The 18,415-nt window shown below is 67.7% G+C and carries 17 protein-coding genes; 10 read left to right on the top strand and 7 right to left on the bottom strand.

The annotated features are described in order from the left end of the window. Positions 1–9 precede the first annotated feature (9 nt). On the bottom strand, positions 10–921 hold the full coding sequence (locus J7656_RS03115; protein WP_211554065.1) for an ATP-grasp domain-containing protein: 912 nt from the start codon (positions 919–921) through the stop codon (positions 10–12). 281 nt (positions 922–1,202) lie between these two features. On the opposite strand from J7656_RS03115, the gene J7656_RS03110 reads away from it, so the two are divergent. Next, the gene (locus J7656_RS03110; protein ID WP_211554596.1) at positions 1,203–1,412 is read left to right on the top strand and encodes a hypothetical protein; all 210 of its coding nucleotides are present in this window, start codon (positions 1,203–1,205) and stop codon (positions 1,410–1,412) included. 47 nt (positions 1,413–1,459) lie between these two features. On the opposite strand, the gene eif1A is transcribed toward J7656_RS03110, so the two are convergent. Beyond that, the gene (eif1A, locus tag J7656_RS03105) at positions 1,460–1,750 is read right to left on the bottom strand and encodes a translation initiation factor eIF-1A (protein WP_017343839.1); all 291 of its coding nucleotides are present in this window, start codon (positions 1,748–1,750) and stop codon (positions 1,460–1,462) included. A gap of 94 nt (positions 1,751–1,844) precedes the next feature. Between eif1A and J7656_RS03100 the strand changes: the two genes are divergently transcribed. Together J7656_RS03100 and J7656_RS03095 are read left to right on the top strand one after the other, a co-directional pair. Further along, the gene (locus J7656_RS03100; RefSeq protein WP_017343838.1) at positions 1,845–2,024 is read left to right on the top strand and encodes a DUF7470 family protein; all 180 of its coding nucleotides are present in this window, start codon (positions 1,845–1,847) and stop codon (positions 2,022–2,024) included. A 99-nt stretch (positions 2,025–2,123) separates the two neighbouring features. Beyond that, positions 2,124–2,369: a DUF8151 family protein gene (locus tag J7656_RS03095; protein ID WP_017343837.1), complete on the top strand. Its 246-nt coding sequence runs from the start codon at positions 2,124–2,126 to the stop codon at positions 2,367–2,369. 4 nt (positions 2,370–2,373) lie between these two features. Here the strand turns inward: J7656_RS03095 and J7656_RS03090 are convergent, their stop codons facing one another. Beyond that, positions 2,374–4,176, bottom strand: a complete 1,803-nt coding sequence (locus J7656_RS03090) for a cryptochrome/photolyase family protein (protein WP_211554064.1) — start codon at positions 4,174–4,176, stop codon at positions 2,374–2,376. Between the two features lie 120 nt (positions 4,177–4,296). On the opposite strand from J7656_RS03090, the gene J7656_RS03085 reads away from it, so the two are divergent. The 4 genes from J7656_RS03085 (at position 4,297) to J7656_RS03070 (ending at position 6,431) form a co-directional block, all read left to right on the top strand. Then, on the top strand, positions 4,297–4,491 hold the full coding sequence (locus J7656_RS03085; protein ID WP_004597383.1) for a hypothetical protein: 195 nt from the start codon (positions 4,297–4,299) through the stop codon (positions 4,489–4,491). A gap of 129 nt (positions 4,492–4,620) precedes the next feature. Then, positions 4,621–5,598, top strand: coding sequence for an aldo/keto reductase (locus tag J7656_RS03080; protein ID WP_211554063.1), 978 nt, complete (start codon positions 4,621–4,623; stop codon positions 5,596–5,598). 95 nt (positions 5,599–5,693) lie between these two features. Further along, positions 5,694–5,849 carry a hypothetical protein gene (locus tag J7656_RS03075; protein ID WP_017343834.1) on the top strand — a complete coding sequence of 52 codons (156 nt, stop codon included), beginning with the start codon at positions 5,694–5,696 and terminating at the stop codon, positions 5,847–5,849. A gap of 135 nt (positions 5,850–5,984) precedes the next feature. Further along, positions 5,985–6,431, top strand: coding sequence for a hypothetical protein (locus J7656_RS03070; RefSeq protein ID WP_007345428.1), 447 nt, complete (start codon positions 5,985–5,987; stop codon positions 6,429–6,431). A gap of 120 nt (positions 6,432–6,551) precedes the next feature. On the opposite strand, the gene J7656_RS03065 is transcribed toward J7656_RS03070, so the two are convergent. From J7656_RS03065 to J7656_RS03055, 3 genes are read right to left on the bottom strand one after another with little or no spacing between them, the layout of a single operon-like run. Then, complete coding sequence (locus J7656_RS03065) at positions 6,552–7,538, bottom strand: phosphatase PAP2 family protein (protein WP_211554062.1); 987 nt, start codon at positions 7,536–7,538, stop codon at positions 6,552–6,554. Positions 7,539–7,583: 45 nt separating this feature from the next. Continuing rightward, positions 7,584–8,894, bottom strand: a complete 1,311-nt coding sequence (locus tag J7656_RS03060; protein ID WP_017343832.1) for a YihY/virulence factor BrkB family protein — start codon at positions 8,892–8,894, stop codon at positions 7,584–7,586. Positions 8,895–8,952: 58 nt separating this feature from the next. After that, positions 8,953–10,083: a tRNA (guanine(26)-N(2))-dimethyltransferase gene (locus J7656_RS03055; protein ID WP_017343831.1), complete on the bottom strand. Its 1,131-nt coding sequence runs from the start codon at positions 10,081–10,083 to the stop codon at positions 8,953–8,955. A 191-nt stretch (positions 10,084–10,274) separates the two neighbouring features. Here J7656_RS03055 and J7656_RS03050 point away from each other — a divergent pair, with 191 nt between their 5' ends. After that, the gene (locus J7656_RS03050; protein WP_211554061.1) at positions 10,275–11,150 is read left to right on the top strand and encodes a hypothetical protein; all 876 of its coding nucleotides are present in this window, start codon (positions 10,275–10,277) and stop codon (positions 11,148–11,150) included. 129 nt (positions 11,151–11,279) lie between these two features. After that, entirely contained in the window at positions 11,280–12,662 is a 1,383-nt protein-coding gene (locus J7656_RS03045; protein WP_017343829.1) for an APC family permease, read from the top strand. A 36-nt stretch (positions 12,663–12,698) separates the two neighbouring features. Here the strand turns inward: J7656_RS03045 and J7656_RS03040 are convergent, their stop codons facing one another. Continuing rightward, complete coding sequence (locus J7656_RS03040; protein ID WP_211554059.1) at positions 12,699–13,406, bottom strand: universal stress protein; 708 nt, start codon at positions 13,404–13,406, stop codon at positions 12,699–12,701. Positions 13,407–13,965: 559 nt separating this feature from the next. Here J7656_RS03040 and J7656_RS03035 point away from each other — a divergent pair. Further along, positions 13,966–18,216, top strand: a complete 4,251-nt coding sequence (locus J7656_RS03035; protein ID WP_211554057.1) for an Eco57I restriction-modification methylase domain-containing protein — start codon at positions 13,966–13,968, stop codon at positions 18,214–18,216. Positions 18,217–18,415: the final 199 nt, after the last annotated feature.

Raw genomic sequence — 18,415 nt, 5'->3', positions numbered from 1 at the left:
CGCCCGTTTTTAAGCTGTTTCTGCCGTCCGCCGGATCAGCGCCGCGAACCGGTCGTAGAAGTCGTCCGCGTACTTCGTCGCGGCGTCGACCGTCGGCCGCGCGTTCGTCTCGTTGACGACGAGCCGGTCGTCCGTCGCGAGCAGGTCGACGCCGAGGTAGTCGATCCCGAGCGTCTCGGCCGCGCGCTCCGCGAGGTCGCGCGCCTCGGGGTCGAGGGCGATCCCCTCGGCCGTCGCGCCGCGGTGGACGTTGTGCTTCCACCGCCCCGCCGCGAGCGCGTCGTCGTCGAGGACGCGCTCGACCGCCCCCGCGGACGCGCCGTCGACGACCATCGCGCGGTAGTCGCGTGCGTCGGGCAGGTACTCCTGGATCAGGAACGACTTGTCCCCGGTGGCGCGGTAGTCGTGAATCAGGTTCAGGTAGTCGACGACGCCCAAGAGGGAGTCGAGGTCGGTCGCGGTCGCGACGCCCACCCCGCGGGTCGCGGAGTTCGGCTTCACGACGACGGGGTAGGAGAACTCCTCTGCGGCGTCGACGACGACCGACTCGTCGACAGGGTTCGACACGAGCGTCGTCTTCGGCGTCGGCAGGCCCGCCGCCGACAGCCGCGCCAGCACCCCCGCCTTGTTGCGCGAGGCCACGACCGCGTCCCGGCCGTTCACCCACGGGACGCCGAGGCGCTCGTCGACGACCGCCCCCTCCATCAGGCGGGTGGGGTAGACGAGGCCGACGTCGAACCCCGCGAACTCCTCGGGGCCGGCCGCGACGTCGCCCGTGTCGCCCGCGCTCGACTCCCCGCCCGACACCCGGAGTGACCGCTCTTTCGCTCGGACGTGACCCACCTCGATGTCGCGGTCCGCGAGCGGCTCGCGCACGCGCTCGAACGTCTCCGCGTCGGTGGTCATCGCGAGCCGGAGCATAGCATTACTGGGCGCCGTTCGGACTTAAAAACCGCGCGAACGGTGCGTGGCGGCGATACGAACGCGTTGCGAAACGCGGTGGCGCGTGCCTGCGAGCGGCCGCCTTCGGCGGTCGCGAGGAGCACGCGCGAGGGAGTCGCTGGCTCCCGGAGCGAAGCGGAGGGTGCCAGCGACGAGGCTGGGGAGGTGTGAGGTGCGGGGCGGTGCCGTGCGGGGCGGGACTCAAAGGGGCAGCCGCGAGGCCGCAGTAGGCGACGTAAGCACCGCAGGGAGCGAACGTAGTGAGCGACCGAGGAGCACAACGAGCGTACTGCGGCCTCGCGGCTGGGGCTTTGGAGGAGTTCGCCGCCGATCCACGATCGGTTATTTATAAGCGAGCGGCTGGGGCTTTGGAGGAGTTCGCCGCCGATCCACGATCGGTTATTTATAAGCGAGCGGCTGGGGCTTTGGAGGCGTCCGATGTCGTTCTGGGCTCAGCTATTTATAAATGATCGGCTGAGGATCCGGCGGTGTTAACTGCCGATCCGCGCTCGCTGACTCACTGTAAGTGGCCTTCCTCGCGGAGCTGTTCCGCCTCGCTCTTCTCGTAGCGCCACGAGATGTCGGCCTTTTCGTCCTGCCAGTCCCACGGCTCGACGAGGACGATGTCGTCTTCGCGGATCCACACCCGCTTTTGCATCCGGCCGGGGATGCGTGCGGTTCGCTGTTTCCCGTCCGCACAGCGCACCTTGACGCGGTTCGCGCCGAGCATCTCGACGACCTCCGCGAACACCTCGTCGTCGTCGGGCATCCGGAGGTCGTTCCGACCGTCTCCGTCTCCGTTGCTCATGCGTACGCGGTGATACGCGCTCCCGGAAATAAAAGGGCCGCTCTCCGCTGCGAAATCATCTCCTTTTAAGCACGACCGAGAACCACCCGACGACATGCGCGACACTCTGGGTCTCGAAGGCATCGCCGGGGTTCTCGTCGTCTTCGTCGCGGTCGGCATCATCGCCGTCCGCGATCCCGTCATCGCCGGCGCCGTACTGCTCCTCATCGCCGGCCTCGCCCTGATCGCGAAGGGGCTCGTCGACACCGCCATGCGCTCGTTCGGGCTGAAGTAGTCCGCGAGCTCGACCCGAGCGCCTCGGCCGTCGTCGACGCCCGCTCGGCGTTCACCGTTCTCTCGAAAGACTCATAATCACCGGCCGTCCCCCTCGGGTATGGTCGAAGTACCTGCCGTCGCGGTCGAACTCGTCGAACTCCTCGCCGTCACCCTCGGTGCCGGCGCGGCCGCCGCGGTCGGCGTCGTCCTCGAACGCTTCGGGCTCTCGGCGGTATCGGGCGGTGAGCTCGTTCTCGGCGCCTGGGCCGTCGGGATGGGGCTGCTCGCGCTGTACGTCGGCGTCGTCGCGCTCGGCTACGAGCAGGCGCTCCCGCGGCTGCGTCGGCTCGCGAGCGGCGAGTAGCAGACTACAACTCCCCGTCGGCCGCCAGCTCGCGAACCTGATCCGCGCGCTCGCGGATCGACTCCCACTCCGCGTCGTCTTTCCCGTCGACGTGCGAGTACATCAGCCCCATCCGCCCGGTGCCGCGCAGCGTCTCCTCGTTCTCTTTTAAGAAGTCCCAGTAGAGCGCGTTGAACGGGCAGGCGCCCTCACCCGTGGTCCGCGAGACGGCGTACCGGCAGTCCGCGCAGTGGTCGCTCATCCGGTTGACGTAGCTCCCCGAGGAGGCGTACGGCTTCGAGGAGAGCACGTCCGTGCCGAACGACCCCATCGCGACGACGTTCGGCGTCGTCACCCAGTGGTACGCGTCGACGAACCCGAGGTGGAACCACTCGTTCAGTTCCGCGGGGTCGGCGCCGTAGACGAGCGCGAAGTTCGACAGCACCATCAGCCGCTCGATGTGGTGGGCGTAGCCGAACTCGCGGACGTGGCCGACCGCCTCGGAGAGACACCGCATGTCGGTGTCGCCGTCCCAGTAGGCAGGCGGGAGCTCCCGCGACTGCTCCAACTGATTCGCGTCGGCCAGCTCCGGCATCGCCTCGCGGTACACGTGGCGCACGAACTCCCGCCAGCCGATCACCTGCCTGACGAACCCCTCCGCGGCGTTGAGCGGGACGGGTGCGGGCTCCTCGTCCGCCGCCGCTCCCGTCTCCTCCTCGGCACCGTCGCCGCTCGGCGCCGTTCCCTCGTCGCCCGAGTCGCCGCCGCCGAACTCGTCGAGCGAGGTCGCCGCCGCACCCGCGTCGAACTCGCCGTGTTCCTCGGGATCGTACGCGCCCGGCTCGACGCCCCGCTCCGCGTAGGCGCGCTCGACCGCCCGGACCGGCTCGCGCGGGTCGAGCAGCCCGAGGTTGATCGCGGGCGAGAGCAGCGAGTGCGACAGGAAGGGCTCGCCGCCGACCATCGCGTCCTCGTAGCGGCCGAACGCCGGGAGCCCGTCGCGGACGAAGCGGTCGAGCGCCTCGCGCGCCGCCTCGCGCGTGACCGGCCACGCGAACTCGTCGAGCGAGTCGGTCCCCCACGTGTCGAACCGCTCGCACACCCACGCGTGGGTCTCGCGGGTCAGCTCGTCCGGCTCGAACGCCGGCCGCCCGGGCGGCTCCCAGTCGTCGGGCGGCGTCTCCTGGTTCAGGTCGTCGTAGTTCCACTCGCCGCCGACCGGCTCGCCGTCGTCCATCAGCACGCCCGTCTCGCGGCGGACGTGACGATACCAGTGCTCCTGCCGGTACGTTCGCTCGGCGGCCCCGTCGGCGCCGACGAGCGGTCCGTCGCCATCCTCGTCGCCGCCGTCGCCCTCCTCGCCCCCGGCCCACTCGCGCCAGTCGCTCGGCGTCGTCCAGAACAGCTCGTTGTCGACGAGTTCGAGGGTCCCGCCGCGCTCGGCGACGAGCTCGCGGAGCCGGTCGCCGGCGCCGTGGCTCGCCGGGCGCATGAGTCGCAGATGCGGGCTGTCGTCGCCGTCACCGTCGCCGTCCTCGCCGTCGCCGTCCCGGCCGCCCGTTTCCGCCCGTCGCTCCGCGAAGAACTCGTCGAGCCCCTCGCCGAACGACTCGGCCCGCACGTACGTCACGTCGCGGCCGCGCTCGCGGAGCTCGTCGCGGAAGTGCCGCATCGCCGAGAACACGAGCGTCAGCTTGTGGGCGTGGTACGGCTTCCGGTCGGCGAACCCGTGCGCCTCGATCAGCAGCACGTCGTCGGCCGCGTCGAGGACGTCGAGGTCGGGATTGAGCTGGTCGCCGAGCAGCCAGCAGGTCGTCCGGTCGCTCACGACGGGACTCAGGTGCGCGAGCGGCATAGCTCCGGCGGCGCGCGCGGCGTCCGCCGTCTCCGATCGCTCCGTCGTCGCCGCATCCGCGGCTTTTTATCGCCCGCGCGTGTCGGGCGGGCCATGGACGAGATCCTCACGAACTGGCTGCTCGGCCTGATCGCCGCCCTCCTCGCGGTGCTGGTGCTCGACTCGACCGGCGAGCCCTTCCTCGCCTCGCTCGCGCCGGTCGCGAACGTGCTCGCGCTCGTCACCTTCCTCGCGTTCGTCATCCTCACCGGCGCGTTCCTCGTGTACACCGCGTCGTTCCGGGATTAGCGGTTCGACGCCTCCGCGCCTTCGACCCGACCGACCGCGCGACGAACGCCGCCGCTTTCGACCCGACCGACTCCCCGCGATCCCCGCCGCCGCGCGTAGCTTTTTGTCTCGCCTCGAACTGATCGGCGTATGGAGTACACGACACTCGGGAACACCGGCACCACCGTCTCGAAGATCTGTCTCGGCTGCATGAGCTTCGGCGACCCCGACTGGCGCGAGTGGGTCCTCGACGAAGAGGAAGGCAAGGAGCTCGTCGAGCGCGCGATCGACCTCGGGGTGAACTTCTTCGACACCGCCAACATGTACTCGGACGGCGAGAGCGAGCGCGTCCTCGGCGAGGCGCTCGACGGGTACGACCGCGACGAGTTCGTCGTCGCGACGAAGGGGTACTTCCAGATGGACGAGTCGAATCCGAACTCCGGCGGGCTCTCGCGGAAGGCGATCGAACAGGAGCTTCAGAACTCGCTCGACCGCCTGGGCACCGACATGATCGACCTGTATCAGATCCATCGGTGGGACTACGACACCCCGATCGAGGAGACGCTGGCCGCGCTCGACGACGCGGTGCGGCGCGGCGACGTGCGGTATATCGGCGCCTCCTCGATGTGGGCCCACCAGTTCGCGGAGTCGCTCCACGCGAGCGAGCGCGAGGGGTACGAGCGGTTCGCGACGATGCAGAACCACTACAACCTCGCGTACCGCGAGGAGGAGCGCGAGATGCTCCCGCTGTGTGAGAAGGAAAACGTCGGCGTGATGCCGTGGAGCCCGCTCGCGCGCGGCTACCTGACGCGCCCGCACGAGGACGTGGACGCGACGCTCCGGGGGCAGACCGAGGACCACCTCTACGCGCACCCCTACCGCGAGGGCGGCGGTCCGACCGTCAACGAGCGCGTCGAGGAGCTCGCCGCCGAGAGGGGCGTGAAGATGGCCCAGATCGCGTTGGCGTGGCTGTTCCACAAGGAGTCGGTCGACACGCCGATCGTCGGCACGACGAGCGTCGAACACCTCGAAGACGCGGTCGAAGCGCTCGACGTCGACCTCTCGGACTCCGATCTGGAGTGGCTGGAGGAGCCGTACGAGCCGGTCCGCGTCTCCGGCCACGAGTAGGCGGCGCGAACGCGGGTTCGGCCCGTTCGCGGCCTAAATGGTGTTTTAGGAATACACGGGTAAGCTATTTGTATGGTATTCGTTGACAATGGTGTATGACGGACGACACCGACCGATCCGGCGTCCGGTCGCGCACCGAGTACGCGCGCACCCGGACGCGCTGTCCGAACTGCGGCGACCGCGTCCCGGTGGCCGGCGGCGACGGGGAGCCCGCGGAGTGTCCGAACTGCCACCGCCTCGTGCGCGCGTGACGGCGGGGCCGACCGCTGCCCGGTCGCGAAGCGGATACGGCTCCGTCCGGTCGCCGCCGCCCGCCCCTGACTTATAAACGCACCGTCGCGGACGCCACGACAACCCTTTTCGGCGGCGCCGCCGAAGCGTGGCACATGGCAGACGACGACGCCACCGACCCCGAGAACGGCGAGGCCGGCGAACAGGACGCGTCCGCCGAGGGCGACGACGGCGAGGAGAAGTCCTTCCGCGAGCGCGTCGAGGAGATCCGTGAGCGACGCGAAGAGGAGCGCGAGGAGGGCGACCGGCCCGACCCCGAAGAGATGATGGGCGGCGGCGGCCCGCCGGGGATGGGCGGTGGCGGCGGCGGTAACCCCTTCGCACAGATGATGTCCGGCATGATGGGCGGCGGCGGCGGTCCCGGCGGCGCGGGCGGCCCGCCCGGGATGGGCGGCGGCCCCGGCGCGCAGGGCGAGCAGGGCGCTCGCGGCGACGACGGCGGCAACGAGGAGCTCGTCCGCGAGGTGCGCCAGCTCCGCGACGAGGTCCGCGACGCGACCCGGCAGCTCCAGCGCATCGCGCAGGCGCTCGAAGACGACTGACTCGGCGGCGTTCTCTCTCCGTTTTCCGAAGCCCGGTAGCGCCGCGCTCGTCGGTCAACGAGGATGCGCTGTCGGGCGGGAACCACGACGGCGTCGCGACGACCGCTTAAAAAAAACGACTCAGTTCCGGGCGCCGCTCATCGCCCCGATCCGCTCCGGCAGCGCGGGCAGCGCGACCACGGCGACCACGGCGGCGGTCGTGGCGACGAGCGTCACCGGAAGCGTTCCCGCGAGCGAGTACGCGCCGACCCAGAGCCCGCCGGTGACCGCGAGCGCGGGGACCGCGACGCGGACCGGGACCGCGGGCTCGTCCCCCTCGACGAGCCGCCAGCCGACCGCGCCGCCGGCGCCGGTGGCGATCCCGATTCCCGCCTCGACCACCTCGCCGGTGTGCCCGCCCGCGACGGCGACGGCCAGCGCGCCGGCCGAGACGACGGCCGCGAGCAGGAACGCCGGGGCGGGGTTCAGCGCGGCGGTCGGGCCGGCCGCCGCTGCCGGGTCCGTCGAGCGCCGGACACGCGGGTCGCCGGCGAGCCGCAGCGCGACGGCGACCGTCCCCGCGCCGACGGCTAACCCCGCGAGCACGTCGACGAGGTAGTGGACCTCGATGATCACCCGCGAGGCCGCGATGGCGACGGCGACCGCCCCGGCCGCGAGGTAGCGGCCTCGGTCCGTCCAGAACCGGTCGTAAAGCAGGGCCACGGCGAGGTACGCGGCCGCGCCGCCGGTGGCGTGGCCGCTCGGGAAGCCGAACCCGTCGGAGAGCACCTGCGCCTCGTACCAGCCGGACAGGAGCGCGGGGAGCCACGTCGGGACGTCAGCGGGGGGCATCGCGCCGGGCGGTCGGGGGACCGCGAACCACGCCTTCCCGAGCGCCGTCGCGGCGTACGCGCAGGTGACGGCCGCGATGGCGGTCGCGCCGGCGCGGCGGGGCGACCCCGCGACCCCCTCGGTCGCGAACCAGTAGCCGACCGCGAGCAGCGCGAAGAGGAACCACGGGTCCGCGAGGTGGGTGACGGCCGCGAAGGCGACGACGACGAACTCCGGGAGCGCGTCGACGACGACGAACTCGCCCAGCCCGCGCTCGGCGGCGACGAGTCCGGTCACGCCTCGGCCACCCCCGGGGTCGTCGCCGGTGCGGGCGCCACCGCGTCAGTCATCGCCGCGGCGCCGGGCGTAGTCGAGCGCCTTGCCGGGCGTCTCGATCAGGTTGAGGCCGATGCCGACGACGACGAATATCGTGTAGAGGCCGAGCGTCGACAGTCCGAGGACGACGATGGCGCCGACCGCGTAGATCCCCTGAAGCGAGGTCAGCGCCGCGAGCGTCAGCACGGTGCCGTACAGCAACACGAGGTACGGTCCCCAGCCGCGGGCGTGGCCGCGCCGCATCCGCGAGCGCACGTACCGCTTCAGCTCCGACTCGACCTCCGGTTTGTCGACCGTGCGGCGTTCCACGTCGTCCTCGAACTCGTCGAGCTGCGACCGCAGCTCCCGGACCTCCGCTTCGAGGGCGGCGACGTCCGGCGCGCCGCGCGGCCGTTCGCCGTCGTCCCCATCGGGATCCGACTCGCCGTTCATACCCGTGGGTCGGTCGCGGTCCTGTTGTAACTGCCGGTCCGCGGCGTGGTCGGTCGGCGCCGCCCCGCCGCCGAGACCGGCGCCGCTCGCGGGGACGACCCCGTCGCGGCCGGCCAGCACCACGTTGACGACGCCTCCGGTCACGACGACGACCGCCGCGAGGTAGAGCCACGTGACGAGCAGGAGGATTCCGCCGATGACGCCGTACACCTGAAACTGGCCGGCGCTCGCCGCGTACACCTGAAATCCGGCCTGAAGCAGCGTCCACCCGAGGGCGGCGACGGCCGCGCCGGGTAACGCCTCGCGGAACGCGATGTCGGGCTCGGGGAGCAGGTAGTACATCGGGAGGAAGACGACCGCGAGGAACCCCGGTAAGACGAGGATGCTCGCGGCCTCCACCGCCGGGATCGCGTCCGCGGCCGCGACGAACGCCCCGACGACGACCATCACGGCGATCCCGACGCCCACGGCGAGGATAACCGAACCGGCGTCGGTGAGCTGTTTCAGCAGGTCCGGCGGCTCCTTGACGCCGTACAGCTCGGCGAACGCCGTGTCGAGTCCGCGGAACACCTTCAGCGTCGACCAGAGCAGCACCGCGACGCCGAGCAGGCTCGCGCCGGTCCGACCGCCGGCGGATGAGATCGCCGCAGTCACCGCCTCCTCGCCCGCCGGGGTGAGGAGGTCGCCCGCCCCAGCCACCAGCTCGCCGGCGATCGTCTCCCCGAAGACGGCGGTGGCGACGACGACGAGCAGCAGCAGCGCGGGGACGAGCGAGACGAACGCGTAGTAGGCGATGGCGGCTGCGAGGAACGTCACCTGCCGGTCGACCGCGACGTCGACGACGCGCCGAGCCGTGCCGAACGCGGTGCGCGAGTGTCTGGACACGCCCGGCCCTTCGACCGACCGCGACAAAAGCGAGAGGGTGCCGACGGCGAGAGGCGGTTCAGTCCCCGTCGCCGCCGAGGACCGCCTCGCGCATCTCGGGGATCGACGCCGTACTCTTCACCGCCGTGCCGCGGTAGTGTGCGCGGCTCGCCTCGTGGCCGGCGCCGCGGAGGCGCTCGACGAACTCGTCCATGCCGATCGCGGGCTCGCCCCACTCCTTGTACAGCCGGTGCTGGTCGTAGTGCGTAGGGGTGTCGAGCTCGCGCGCGACGGTGCCGAGCAGCTTGCGCGCGCGCTTCGCCTCGCCCATGTCGTCCGTCACCTCGCGGCGGACGGCGCGCGCGAAGTCGGCGTCGGCGACCGGCCCGAGCCAGATCGGGCCCGCCGTGAGGACGCGGTCGCTCCCGCACTCGGGACAGGCGTCGACGGGGTCGGCGATGTGGCCCGGCGTCGCCTCGCGCCAGAGGCAGTCCTCGCAGCCGTCCACGTGCCCCACGCCGTCGAGGCAGTCGTCGGCCGCGCGGGCGCCCGACTCCAGTTCGAGGTAGGTGCGCGCGTAGTGGCGGGAGACGTGCGAGAGGATCGGCGTCGCCGCCTTGTCGTAGCGCGCGGCGGTCCGGACCAAGGCAGAGATCAGCGTTCGGAGCCCCATCTCCGGGTGGTAGTCGGTGTTGCGCGGCACCGCGCCGTACTTCCGGATCCCGCTGTTGAGGTGGGCGCCGCACAGCGGCGCGGTGTCGGTCGCGGTGACGCAGACTAAGTTGCGGCCGTTCGCGAACGCCGCGTCCGCGAAGGGGATCGGCGTGCCGTAGGGGTCCAGATCGACCACGTCGAACGGGCCCTCGTCGTACAGGAGGGCGTTGACGTCGCGGTGGACCGCCTCGCCGTCGAGGCCGTTGGCGTCGAGGTTGGCGGCCGCAAGCTCGACCGCCTCGTCGTCGACGTCGGCGCAGGTCACGTCGTACCCCTCGGCCGCGGCGCGGACGCCCCGGACCCCCGAGGCGGCCATCGCGTCGAGGTAGGAGGCCGCGCGCGGCTCGCGGTCGCGGTAGGCGCGCAGCGTCGCGACCGTCACGTCGCGGTTCAGCTCCTGGGTCGGGTTGAAGAAGACGCCGCCGCCGGTGCCCTCGCTGGCGCCGTCGCGGGCCTCCGGGACGGAGACGGTGAGTCCGCCCTCTTCGATATCCATACCGTCGGTTCGGCCATCCGGGCTAAAAGGACCGCGCTCCGGGGCCGGCGAGCCTCGGGAGCGTCGGACGCGGCGGTCGGCGCGGCGACAATGGGAGGCTTTTACGCCGTCGGCTCGGAACGTAGACGTATGAACGGAGACGCGACGCGACGGCGGAACGACGCGGCCGGCGACGAAACGGAGGGCCGAGGATGGTGAGTCCGGCGCGGGTGGACGCGATAACCGACATCGCGTACGGCGCGCTGATCGCCGCGTCGATCGTCCTCATCGCGACCACCCAGCAGAACGACGTGGCCATCGCGTTCGGGATCGGGGTGTTCGCCTCGTACGTGATCCACGTCGTCTGGAAGATGGCGCGGTTCGACCCGGACTGGATGACCCGCGAGGTGGCGGACCAGGTCGGCAAGCAGGTCGAGGAGAGCGTCGGCGAGACCGTCGACAAGGAGGTCGAGAAGACCGTGGGCGAAACCGTCAACAAGGAGGTCGAGAAGACGGTCGGCGAGACGGTGAGCAAGGAAGTGGAGAAGACCGTCGAGGAGACCGTCGGCGAGAAGGTCGAGGAGACGGTGAGCAAGGAGGTCGAAAAGAGCGTCGGCGAGACCGTCAACAAGGAGGTCAGCGAAGTCGCCGACGACGTCAGCAACACCGTCAGCGAGGAGGTCACGGGGAAAGTCGAAGACACCGTCGGCGAAACCGTCGAAAAGACCGTCGAGGAGAAAGTCGGCGAAACCGTCGAGGAGAAGGTCGGCGAAACGGTCGAGGAGAAAGTCGGCGAAACCGTCGAGGAGAAAGTCGGCGAAACCGTCGAGGAGAAAGTCGGCGAAACCGTCGAGGAAACGGTCGAGAAGACCGTGGAAGAAACCGTCGGCGAAAAGGTCGAGGAAACGGTCGAGAAGACCGTCGAGGAGACCGTCGGCGAAAAGGTCGAAGAAACGGTGGAGGAGACCGTGGAAGAAACCGTCGGCGAAAAGGTCGAGGAAACGGTCGAGAAGACCGTCGAGGAAACCGTCGGCGACGGGGACGAAGACGAGGACGACGAGGCGGCCGGGCGACGCGACGACTCGTAGTCGGATCGGTCGCGATCGGCGACGCCGTCCGCCGCCGAGACATTGTGGTCGGGTGGGCGCTCCCGAGAGCCCATATCCGCCGATTCCGACGGTGATAAACCGTGAGGGCGAATAATCGTACATAGTCGAATGGGCAACCACGACCTCGATCGGAGTCTCGGGCTGTACCCGACGATGATGATCAGTATGGGTGCGATGATCGGGAGCGGGATCTTCGTCCTGCCGGCGTTGGGATACAAGAAGGCCGGGCCGGCGGTGGTCCTCGCGTACGTGTTAGCCGCGCTCGTCGTCTTACCGGCCGCGCTGTCGAAAGCCGAGATGGCGACGGCGATGCCCGAGTCCGGGGGGACGTACCTCTACATCGACCGGGCGCTCGGCCCGCTGTTCGGGACGATCGCCGGGATCGGGGCGTGGTTCTCGCTCGTGTTCAAAAGCTCGTTCGCGCTCGTCGGGCTCGGGGCGTACCTGCTGCTCTTCGCGCCGCTCTCGCAGGGCGCGGTGGTGTACGTCGCGCTGGCGCTCGGCGCCTTGGTCGTGGCCCTGAACATCTCCGGAACGAAGATGAGCGGACAGATCCAGGCGGTCATCGTCACGGTCGTCGTCGCCGGCCTGCTCGCCTACGTCGTCAACGCGGGCGTCGTCGTCGACACCGCCCGCTACACACCCTTCGCGACGAACGGGAACGGTGGGATCGTCACGGCCGCCGCCTTCGTCTTCGTCTCGTACGCGGGGGTGACCAAGATCGCGAGCGTCGCGGAGGAAGTGAAAGACCCCGGGACGAACCTCCCTCGCGCGATGTTGGGATCGATGGCCGTCATGACGGTCCTGTACATCGGGGTAGTCGGCGCGATCGTGGGACTGAGCGATCCGGAGGTGCTGAAAACGGGCGGTCCGGGCGGGACGGCGTCGCTCACGCCGATGGCAGACGGAGCGGGGGCGTTGTTCGGCGGCGTCGGGGTGGCGCTCATCTCCGTGATCGCCGTCGTCGCCCTGACGAGCATGGCGAACGCCGGCGTCCTCTCCTCGTCGCGGTTCCCCCTCGCGATGAGCCGGGACGACCTCCTGCCGCCGACGCTGCGGACGATCGACGAGCGGTTCAAGACGCCGCGGAACGCCGTCCTGCTCACCGGCGTCGTGTTGCTGCTGCTCATCGCGTTCGTGCCAGTGATCGAGCTCGCGAAGCTGGCGAGCGCGTTCCAGATCCTCGTCTTCTCGTTCGAGAACATGGCGCTCGTCGCCTTCCGCGTCGCGGACATGCCCGCCTACGATCCCGAGTTCACCGCGCCGGGCTACCCGTACGTTCAGGTGTTCGGGTTCGTCGCCGGGCTGGCCCTGCTGACGCAGATGGGGACGTTTCCGATCCTCGGCGCGTTGGGGATCATCGTCGGCAGTGCGCTCGTCTACTTCGCGTACGGCCGGCCGCGGACGGACCGAACCGGAGCGCTCGGAGCGATCGTCCGCGCTCGCCGCGGGGAGGAGGACGACGGCGTCGCGCCGACGAAGCAGGACTGACCGCCGCGGCGGCGCGACCGTCGCGTCGAGGCGCGGTCAGTAGTCGCGGTCGACCACGATAACCGGGTCGTCGGTCTCGTCGGCGATGCGGTCCGCGAGCGTTCCGAAGAGGCGGTCGCCGAGGCTCGACTCCGGCTCGTACATCACGACCGCGTCGTAGTCGGCCGCGACGCGGAGGATCTCCGCGTCGTGTTCGTCGCCCTCGACGACCAGCGTGTCGACCGCGTCGGCGTCGAACCCGTCTTCGACTAAGCGCTCGCGCGTCTCCGAGACCACCGCCTCGCCGCTCTCTCGGGTCTCCTCGCCCTCGACGACGTGGAAGAGGGTGATGCGCTGCGTCGAGTCCTCGCTCAGGACGCGGATGAACGTCGGGAGCCGGTCGAACCCGGCGACGTCCGGGACCGGGACGAGGATGCGCTCGATCCCCTCCGTGGGGGCGGGGTCGAGCTCGGCGGCGCAGTCCTCCTCGACCGCGACCTGTCGGATCGCGGCGGCGCGGTCCTTCCCGAACACCAGCCGCGTCCGGACGGACGCCCCCGCGTCCGCGAACGACGCGGCGACGTCGTCGAGCGTCGCCTGCGCCGCGTCGCCGAACTGCTCGCGGGCGGAGCTGGCCGGCGTCTGTTCCGGCAGGTCGTAGTGCCCGAGCACCACGACGTCGAGCGACGAGAGGTCCTCGATCAGCAGCTGCGACAGCGGCTCGGGGTCCGGGAGTTCGAGCGGCACGAGGATCGTGTCGGCCATGGCGCACGCTTGGGCGGCCGGACCAATAAACGGGGAGATCCGGTGGCGATCGGTGGGATTCGTGGAATCGGACGAGGGAGGAGTGGGAGGGGGACGGCGAGCCGGTGGGTCGCGGTGCGGTCTGCTCGGTGGCGTGTCGGACGATCCGCGAGCGGCCGCGGCTGGCGGCGGTTCGCCGGTGTGCGGATCCGTGGTCCAAACAAAGTACGCGCCCCGTCGGTTCGGCCGCGAGCGTGACTCGGTTTCGAGCCGGTCACGGTAGCCGGGACGCGTCGTTCTGGACCGGTGCTGTCAGCGGACTGTTACAATCCACGAGCCGAGGAAAAGTCTATACGGCCTCCCGTATTCGTCCGTCTCATACGTGATGTCCTGTAAACAAGTCGGAGAGTGTTCCGGACGCTCGGGGCGATTCGGCATCGTCGCGTCCGGAATCGGCGGACTCAGCCCTGCGGCCGGTGACGCGACCGACGTCGGACCTGTCGGGGTAGCGGATATCGCACAGAGATCTATCGACGGCACGGACTCAGACGAGTCCCTCACCACGGTCCACGCCTGACGGATGCAGCGTTCACTCACCTACCGAACGAACCGCGACCTGTTCTCCAACCACTACCTCGACGAGCACCTCCCCGAGACCGAGGCGTGGGAGGAGGTGGACGAGAACGAACTGGCGGCCGCGCGCGACGAGATCCTCGACCTCTACGAGCGGGAGAAGGACACGGCGCCGAAGCGGAACGAGTCCCAGCTAGAGGAGAAGTTCATCCGGCCGATGTTCCGGAAGCTGGGGGTCCCGTTCGAAGTCGAGGAGAGCACGAGCCGGACCCAGCGCCGACCGGACTACGGCTTCTTCGAGACCGACGAGGCGGCGCGCGACGCGTTCGAGCGCCGCGAAGAGGGCGGCGACTTCTACGAGAACGCGGTCGCCGTCGCGGACGCCAAGCGCTGGGGGCGACCGCTCGACACGCGGGGCAGCGGCGAACACGAGCGCGACTTCGAGAACCCGAGCTACCAGATCCACGTCTACCTCCAAGAGACGCCCGCCCGCTGGGCGGTGCTGACGGACGGGAAGAAGTGGCGGCTCTACTACGGGCCGACGAGCCACCGGCTCGACTCCTACTACGAGATCGATCTACCGGCCGTCCTCGAAACCGGGGACTTAGAGGAGTTCAAATACTTCTACCTCTTCTTCCGGCACGGCGCGTTCCTCGAAGACGCCGGCGGCGACTGCTTCCTCGACGAGGTGTACGACGAGTCGAACGTCTTCGCGCAGGACCTCGGCGAGGACCTCCAAGACAACATCTACGAGGCGATCAAGGTGCTCTCGGAGGGGTACCTCCAGTACCCGGAGAACGACCTCGACGAGGGGGATCTCGACCTGATCCACGACGCGTCGCTCATCTACCTCTACCGGCTCATCTTCGTGCTGTACGCTGAGGCCGAGGGGCGCGACCTGCTGGACACGGACAACGAGATCTACGAGGAGTCGTACAGTCTGAACTCGCTGAAACAGGAGGTGGCCGACGAGCTCGACGGGGGCGACCCGAAGTACCGCGACTGGCAGGACGACCTGAGCGCGCGGCTCGACGAGCTGTTCGAGCTGATCGACCAAGGGAGCAAGTCGCGGGGGATCCCCGAGGACGACCTCCACATCCCGGCGTACAACGGCGGGCTGTTCCGAACGGATCCGGACGAGGACGACGGCGCGGAGGCGCGGTTCCTCGCCGAGCACACGGTCGGCGACGCGCACTTAGCCCGAGTCGTCGAACTGCTCACGCGGAGCCGGCAGGGGGACGGCGAGGGGAAGATCTTCGTCGACTACTCCTCGCTGGACGTGCGCCACCTCGGGAGCGTCTACGAGGGACTGTTAGAGTACCAGCTTCACGTCGCGGACGAGCCGCTGGCGCTCGACGACGGCGAGTACGTGCCGGTCGAGGGCGGCGAGGAGGGCGCGGCGGACGACGAGGGCGACGAGAGCGACCCGGACGCCGACTCCGCGGACGTCGCGGTCGAGCCGGGCGAGGTGTACCTCACGACCGGGAGCGGCGAGCGCAAGGCGACGGGGTCGTACTACACGCCCGAGTACGTCGTCGAGTACATCGTCGACGAGACGCTCGGGCCGCTGGTCGACGACATCCGCGAGGATCTGCTCGGCTACGACTCATACAGCGAGGGCGGGTTCGCGGCCGAGTTCGCGGAGCGCGTGTTCGAGTTAAAAATCCTCGATCCGGCGATGGGGAGCGGGCACTTCCTCACGAGCGCGGTCGACTACCTCGCGCGGGAGATCATCGACGCGCAGGAGCGGCAGGCGGCCCAGCAGGGCGTCGAGACGGTCGACGAAGAGCGCGACATCAACTGGGCGCGCCGGAAGGTGGCCCAGCGGTGCATCTACGGCGTGGACCTGAATCCGCTCGCGACCGAGCTGGCGAAGGTGTCGCTGTGGCTGCGGACGCTCGCCGCGGAGCAGCCGCTCGCGTTCCTCGACCACCACTTAAAAACCGGAAACTCGCTGGTCGGCAGCGACATCGAGGACGTGCTCGCCAACGGTGACGACGCCGACGCGAACGACGGGCAGTTGACCTTAGAGCAGTCGTTCGCGCACACGCGCCAGCAGGCGCTCGAACACGTGATGGACCGGTTCCAGAGTCTGCTCGCCATCGACAACGAGACGCTCGCGGACGCGAAGGAGATGGAGGACGTGTACGACGCGGTCCGTGACGACCCCCTCTACCGGCACCTGCTGGCGATGGCGAACGTCCACACCGCCGAGCGGTTCGGCCTCGACGTGCCGAGCGACGCCGACAAGCGCATGGCGGAGGCCCTCCGCGCCGACTCGTGGAGCGAGATCGAAGGGCAGGACTGGTTTAAAAGCGCGCAGGCGATGGCCGCCGACGAGCGCTTCTTCCACTGGGAGTTGGAGTTCCCGGTGGCGTTCTACGACGAGGACGGCGGCCGCAAGGCCGACGCCGGATTCGACGCGGTGATCGGGAATCCGCCGTATGTAGGAGAAAAGGAACGTAAAGAGGAATTTGATTTCTTACGAAAGTGTTCGCACGTTAGAGAATGTTATCAGGGGAGGATGGATATGTTATATTTCTTCGTGCTGCTGGGAATTGAACTCTCCAACAACTCTGGGGCATCTTCTATGATTACTACAGCATATTGGCCAGAGGCAGATAGCGCAGAAAACCTCCGTCGTGAAATAATAAATAGAACAAATATTAGCGAGATCGTTGAATTTGATGGCTTCACAGTATTCGACCAGGCTCCCGGGCAAGAAAATCTCATATACAAATTTGACAATTCTGATATAGATACTACCACGTTCTCGTATATTCGTTCAGATACTTATGAACAAGACGCTGTCGCGGAGTCTCTGTTAGGTGATAAGAAACTATTTTATCAAGAAGAGTATGAAACTGATAAAATCAATTTGCCTACTGATGGTAGCGAATGGTACGGTATAAAAGGATTAGCAAAGGGTGCGTTAGAGATACCGGATACTGAAAATACACTTTCTGATTTCTTCGAATCCTACCAAGGAATTGTTCCGAATCCGGATAGGGTTACAAAACAATCGTACGAAGAGTATGAAAACGAAAGTGTAGAGATTGGAGACGGTGTATTTCTACTGGATAAGGAGGATTTAGATCGTATTGGAATTGACGATGGGCACCAATTGCTCAAACCAGCATACCGTAATTCGAATATCTCAGAATTTCATATATCATATCCAAGTAAATTGTATGTTCTGTATATTACTTCAAACACAGATATTGACCAGTATCCCCGAATCAAGGAGCATCTTAATCAATATAGATCCAAGTTGGAGGAGAGAAGAGAAGTCAAGAATGGGAAAATAAACTGGTATAGTCTCCAGTGGCCACGGAATGAGCAGTTATTCGAGACGCCAAAAATAGTATATTCTAACTGGGGGAATGATTGGCAACCATATGCGGTAGAAAATCAAGGATATTACGAGAGGCGTGATATCACGCTACTTAAACCACGTAGTTCGGATATAGATATTCATCGGCTCACAGCAATACTGAATTCGAGATTGTCTAAATACTGGCAAACAGAACAGCGATCCAGAACTGGCTACACCACACAAGGTAGTCTTGACGACCTCCCCATTCCCTCCGAGGCTGACAAAACAGATGGTAAAACAGAATATAGTTTATCCGAACTCGCAAAAAGGATATCTAAATTTAAAAACCAAAGAACTGTTCTCAACCTCGACCTTCTCGACTACCTCGGCAACTACGACGAGGGCCCGACCCTCCCCGACGTCGGGCTCTTCCAGCCGAGCGCGTCGAACGTCCTCGACGCGACGACGGAGGAGTACGAGAAGCTCCGCGTGGGCGACGTGCGCGCCGAGCGCGACGGGACGCGCGTCACGATCTCCGCGACGGCGCGGTACAAGCCGGAGGACGAGGACGCCCACGAGACCGACACGTACGGCTACACCGAGACGGAGTTCCACGAGGCGTTCACGCTCGTCGACTGCTCCGAGCGCGAGGCCGCGCTCGTCGCGGCGTTCGTCCCGGTCGCCGTCGACGACGAGATCGCGGGCTTCCGCGAGAACGCCACCAAGACGAACTCGCTCGTCGACCGCCTGAAGGCGATCACGCTGCCCGACCCCGACGACGCCGCCGACGACCTCGACCGCTACGTCGAGACGAAAGCGCGCGCTGACGAACTCGACGCGAAGATCGAAGAAACCGACCGCCTCATCGACGAGATCGTCTACGACCTCTACGACCTGACCGAGGAGGAGATCGAGATCGTCGAGGAGGCAGTCGCGGAGTAACGAGGAGGACGCGACCGAGCGGAGCGAGGTCGTGCTTCTATAAGTGACCGGCGTTGCCGGGTGAACTCCTCCAAAGCCCCAGTCGCTCGCTTATAAATGGCGGATCGCGGAGCGACGACGAACACCGCCAAAGCCCCAGCCGCGAGGACTCGCGCGGCTTGCTGCGCTCCTCGCTCACTCCGTTCGCTGCGGTGCTTAC

Origin of the sequence: Halorubrum ruber, assembly GCF_018228765.1 — an archaeon.
GTDB classification, from domain to species: domain Archaea; phylum Halobacteriota; class Halobacteria; order Halobacteriales; family Haloferacaceae; genus Halorubrum; species Halorubrum ruber.
This window is presented reverse-complemented; position numbering and strand designations above follow the sequence as displayed.

Bases quoted from the DNA above. Each gene is read 5' to 3' on its own strand.
- J7656_RS03115 (WP_211554065.1), bottom strand. From the start codon at position 921: ATGCTCCGGCTCGCGATGACCACCGACGCGGAGACGTTCGAGCGCGTG.
- eif1A (WP_017343839.1), bottom strand. From the start codon at position 1,750: ATGAGCAACGGAGACGGAGACGGTCGGAACGACCTCCGGATGCCCGAC.
- J7656_RS03100 (WP_017343838.1), top strand. From the start codon at position 1,845: ATGCGCGACACTCTGGGTCTCGAAGGCATCGCCGGGGTTCTCGTCGTC.
- J7656_RS03095 (WP_017343837.1), top strand. From the start codon at position 2,124: ATGGTCGAAGTACCTGCCGTCGCGGTCGAACTCGTCGAACTCCTCGCC.
- J7656_RS03085 (WP_004597383.1), top strand. From the start codon at position 4,297: ATGGACGAGATCCTCACGAACTGGCTGCTCGGCCTGATCGCCGCCCTC.
- J7656_RS03080 (WP_211554063.1), top strand. From the start codon at position 4,621: ATGGAGTACACGACACTCGGGAACACCGGCACCACCGTCTCGAAGATC.
- J7656_RS03075 (WP_017343834.1), top strand. From the start codon at position 5,694: ATGACGGACGACACCGACCGATCCGGCGTCCGGTCGCGCACCGAGTAC.
- J7656_RS03070 (WP_007345428.1), top strand. From the start codon at position 5,985: ATGGCAGACGACGACGCCACCGACCCCGAGAACGGCGAGGCCGGCGAA.
- J7656_RS03055 (WP_017343831.1), bottom strand. From the start codon at position 10,083: ATGGATATCGAAGAGGGCGGACTCACCGTCTCCGTCCCGGAGGCCCGC.
- J7656_RS03050 (WP_211554061.1), top strand. From the start codon at position 10,275: ATGGTGAGTCCGGCGCGGGTGGACGCGATAACCGACATCGCGTACGGC.
- J7656_RS03045 (WP_017343829.1), top strand. From the start codon at position 11,280: ATGGGCAACCACGACCTCGATCGGAGTCTCGGGCTGTACCCGACGATG.
- J7656_RS03040 (WP_211554059.1), bottom strand. From the start codon at position 13,406: ATGGCCGACACGATCCTCGTGCCGCTCGAACTCCCGGACCCCGAGCCG.
- J7656_RS03035 (WP_211554057.1), top strand. From the start codon at position 13,966: ATGCAGCGTTCACTCACCTACCGAACGAACCGCGACCTGTTCTCCAAC.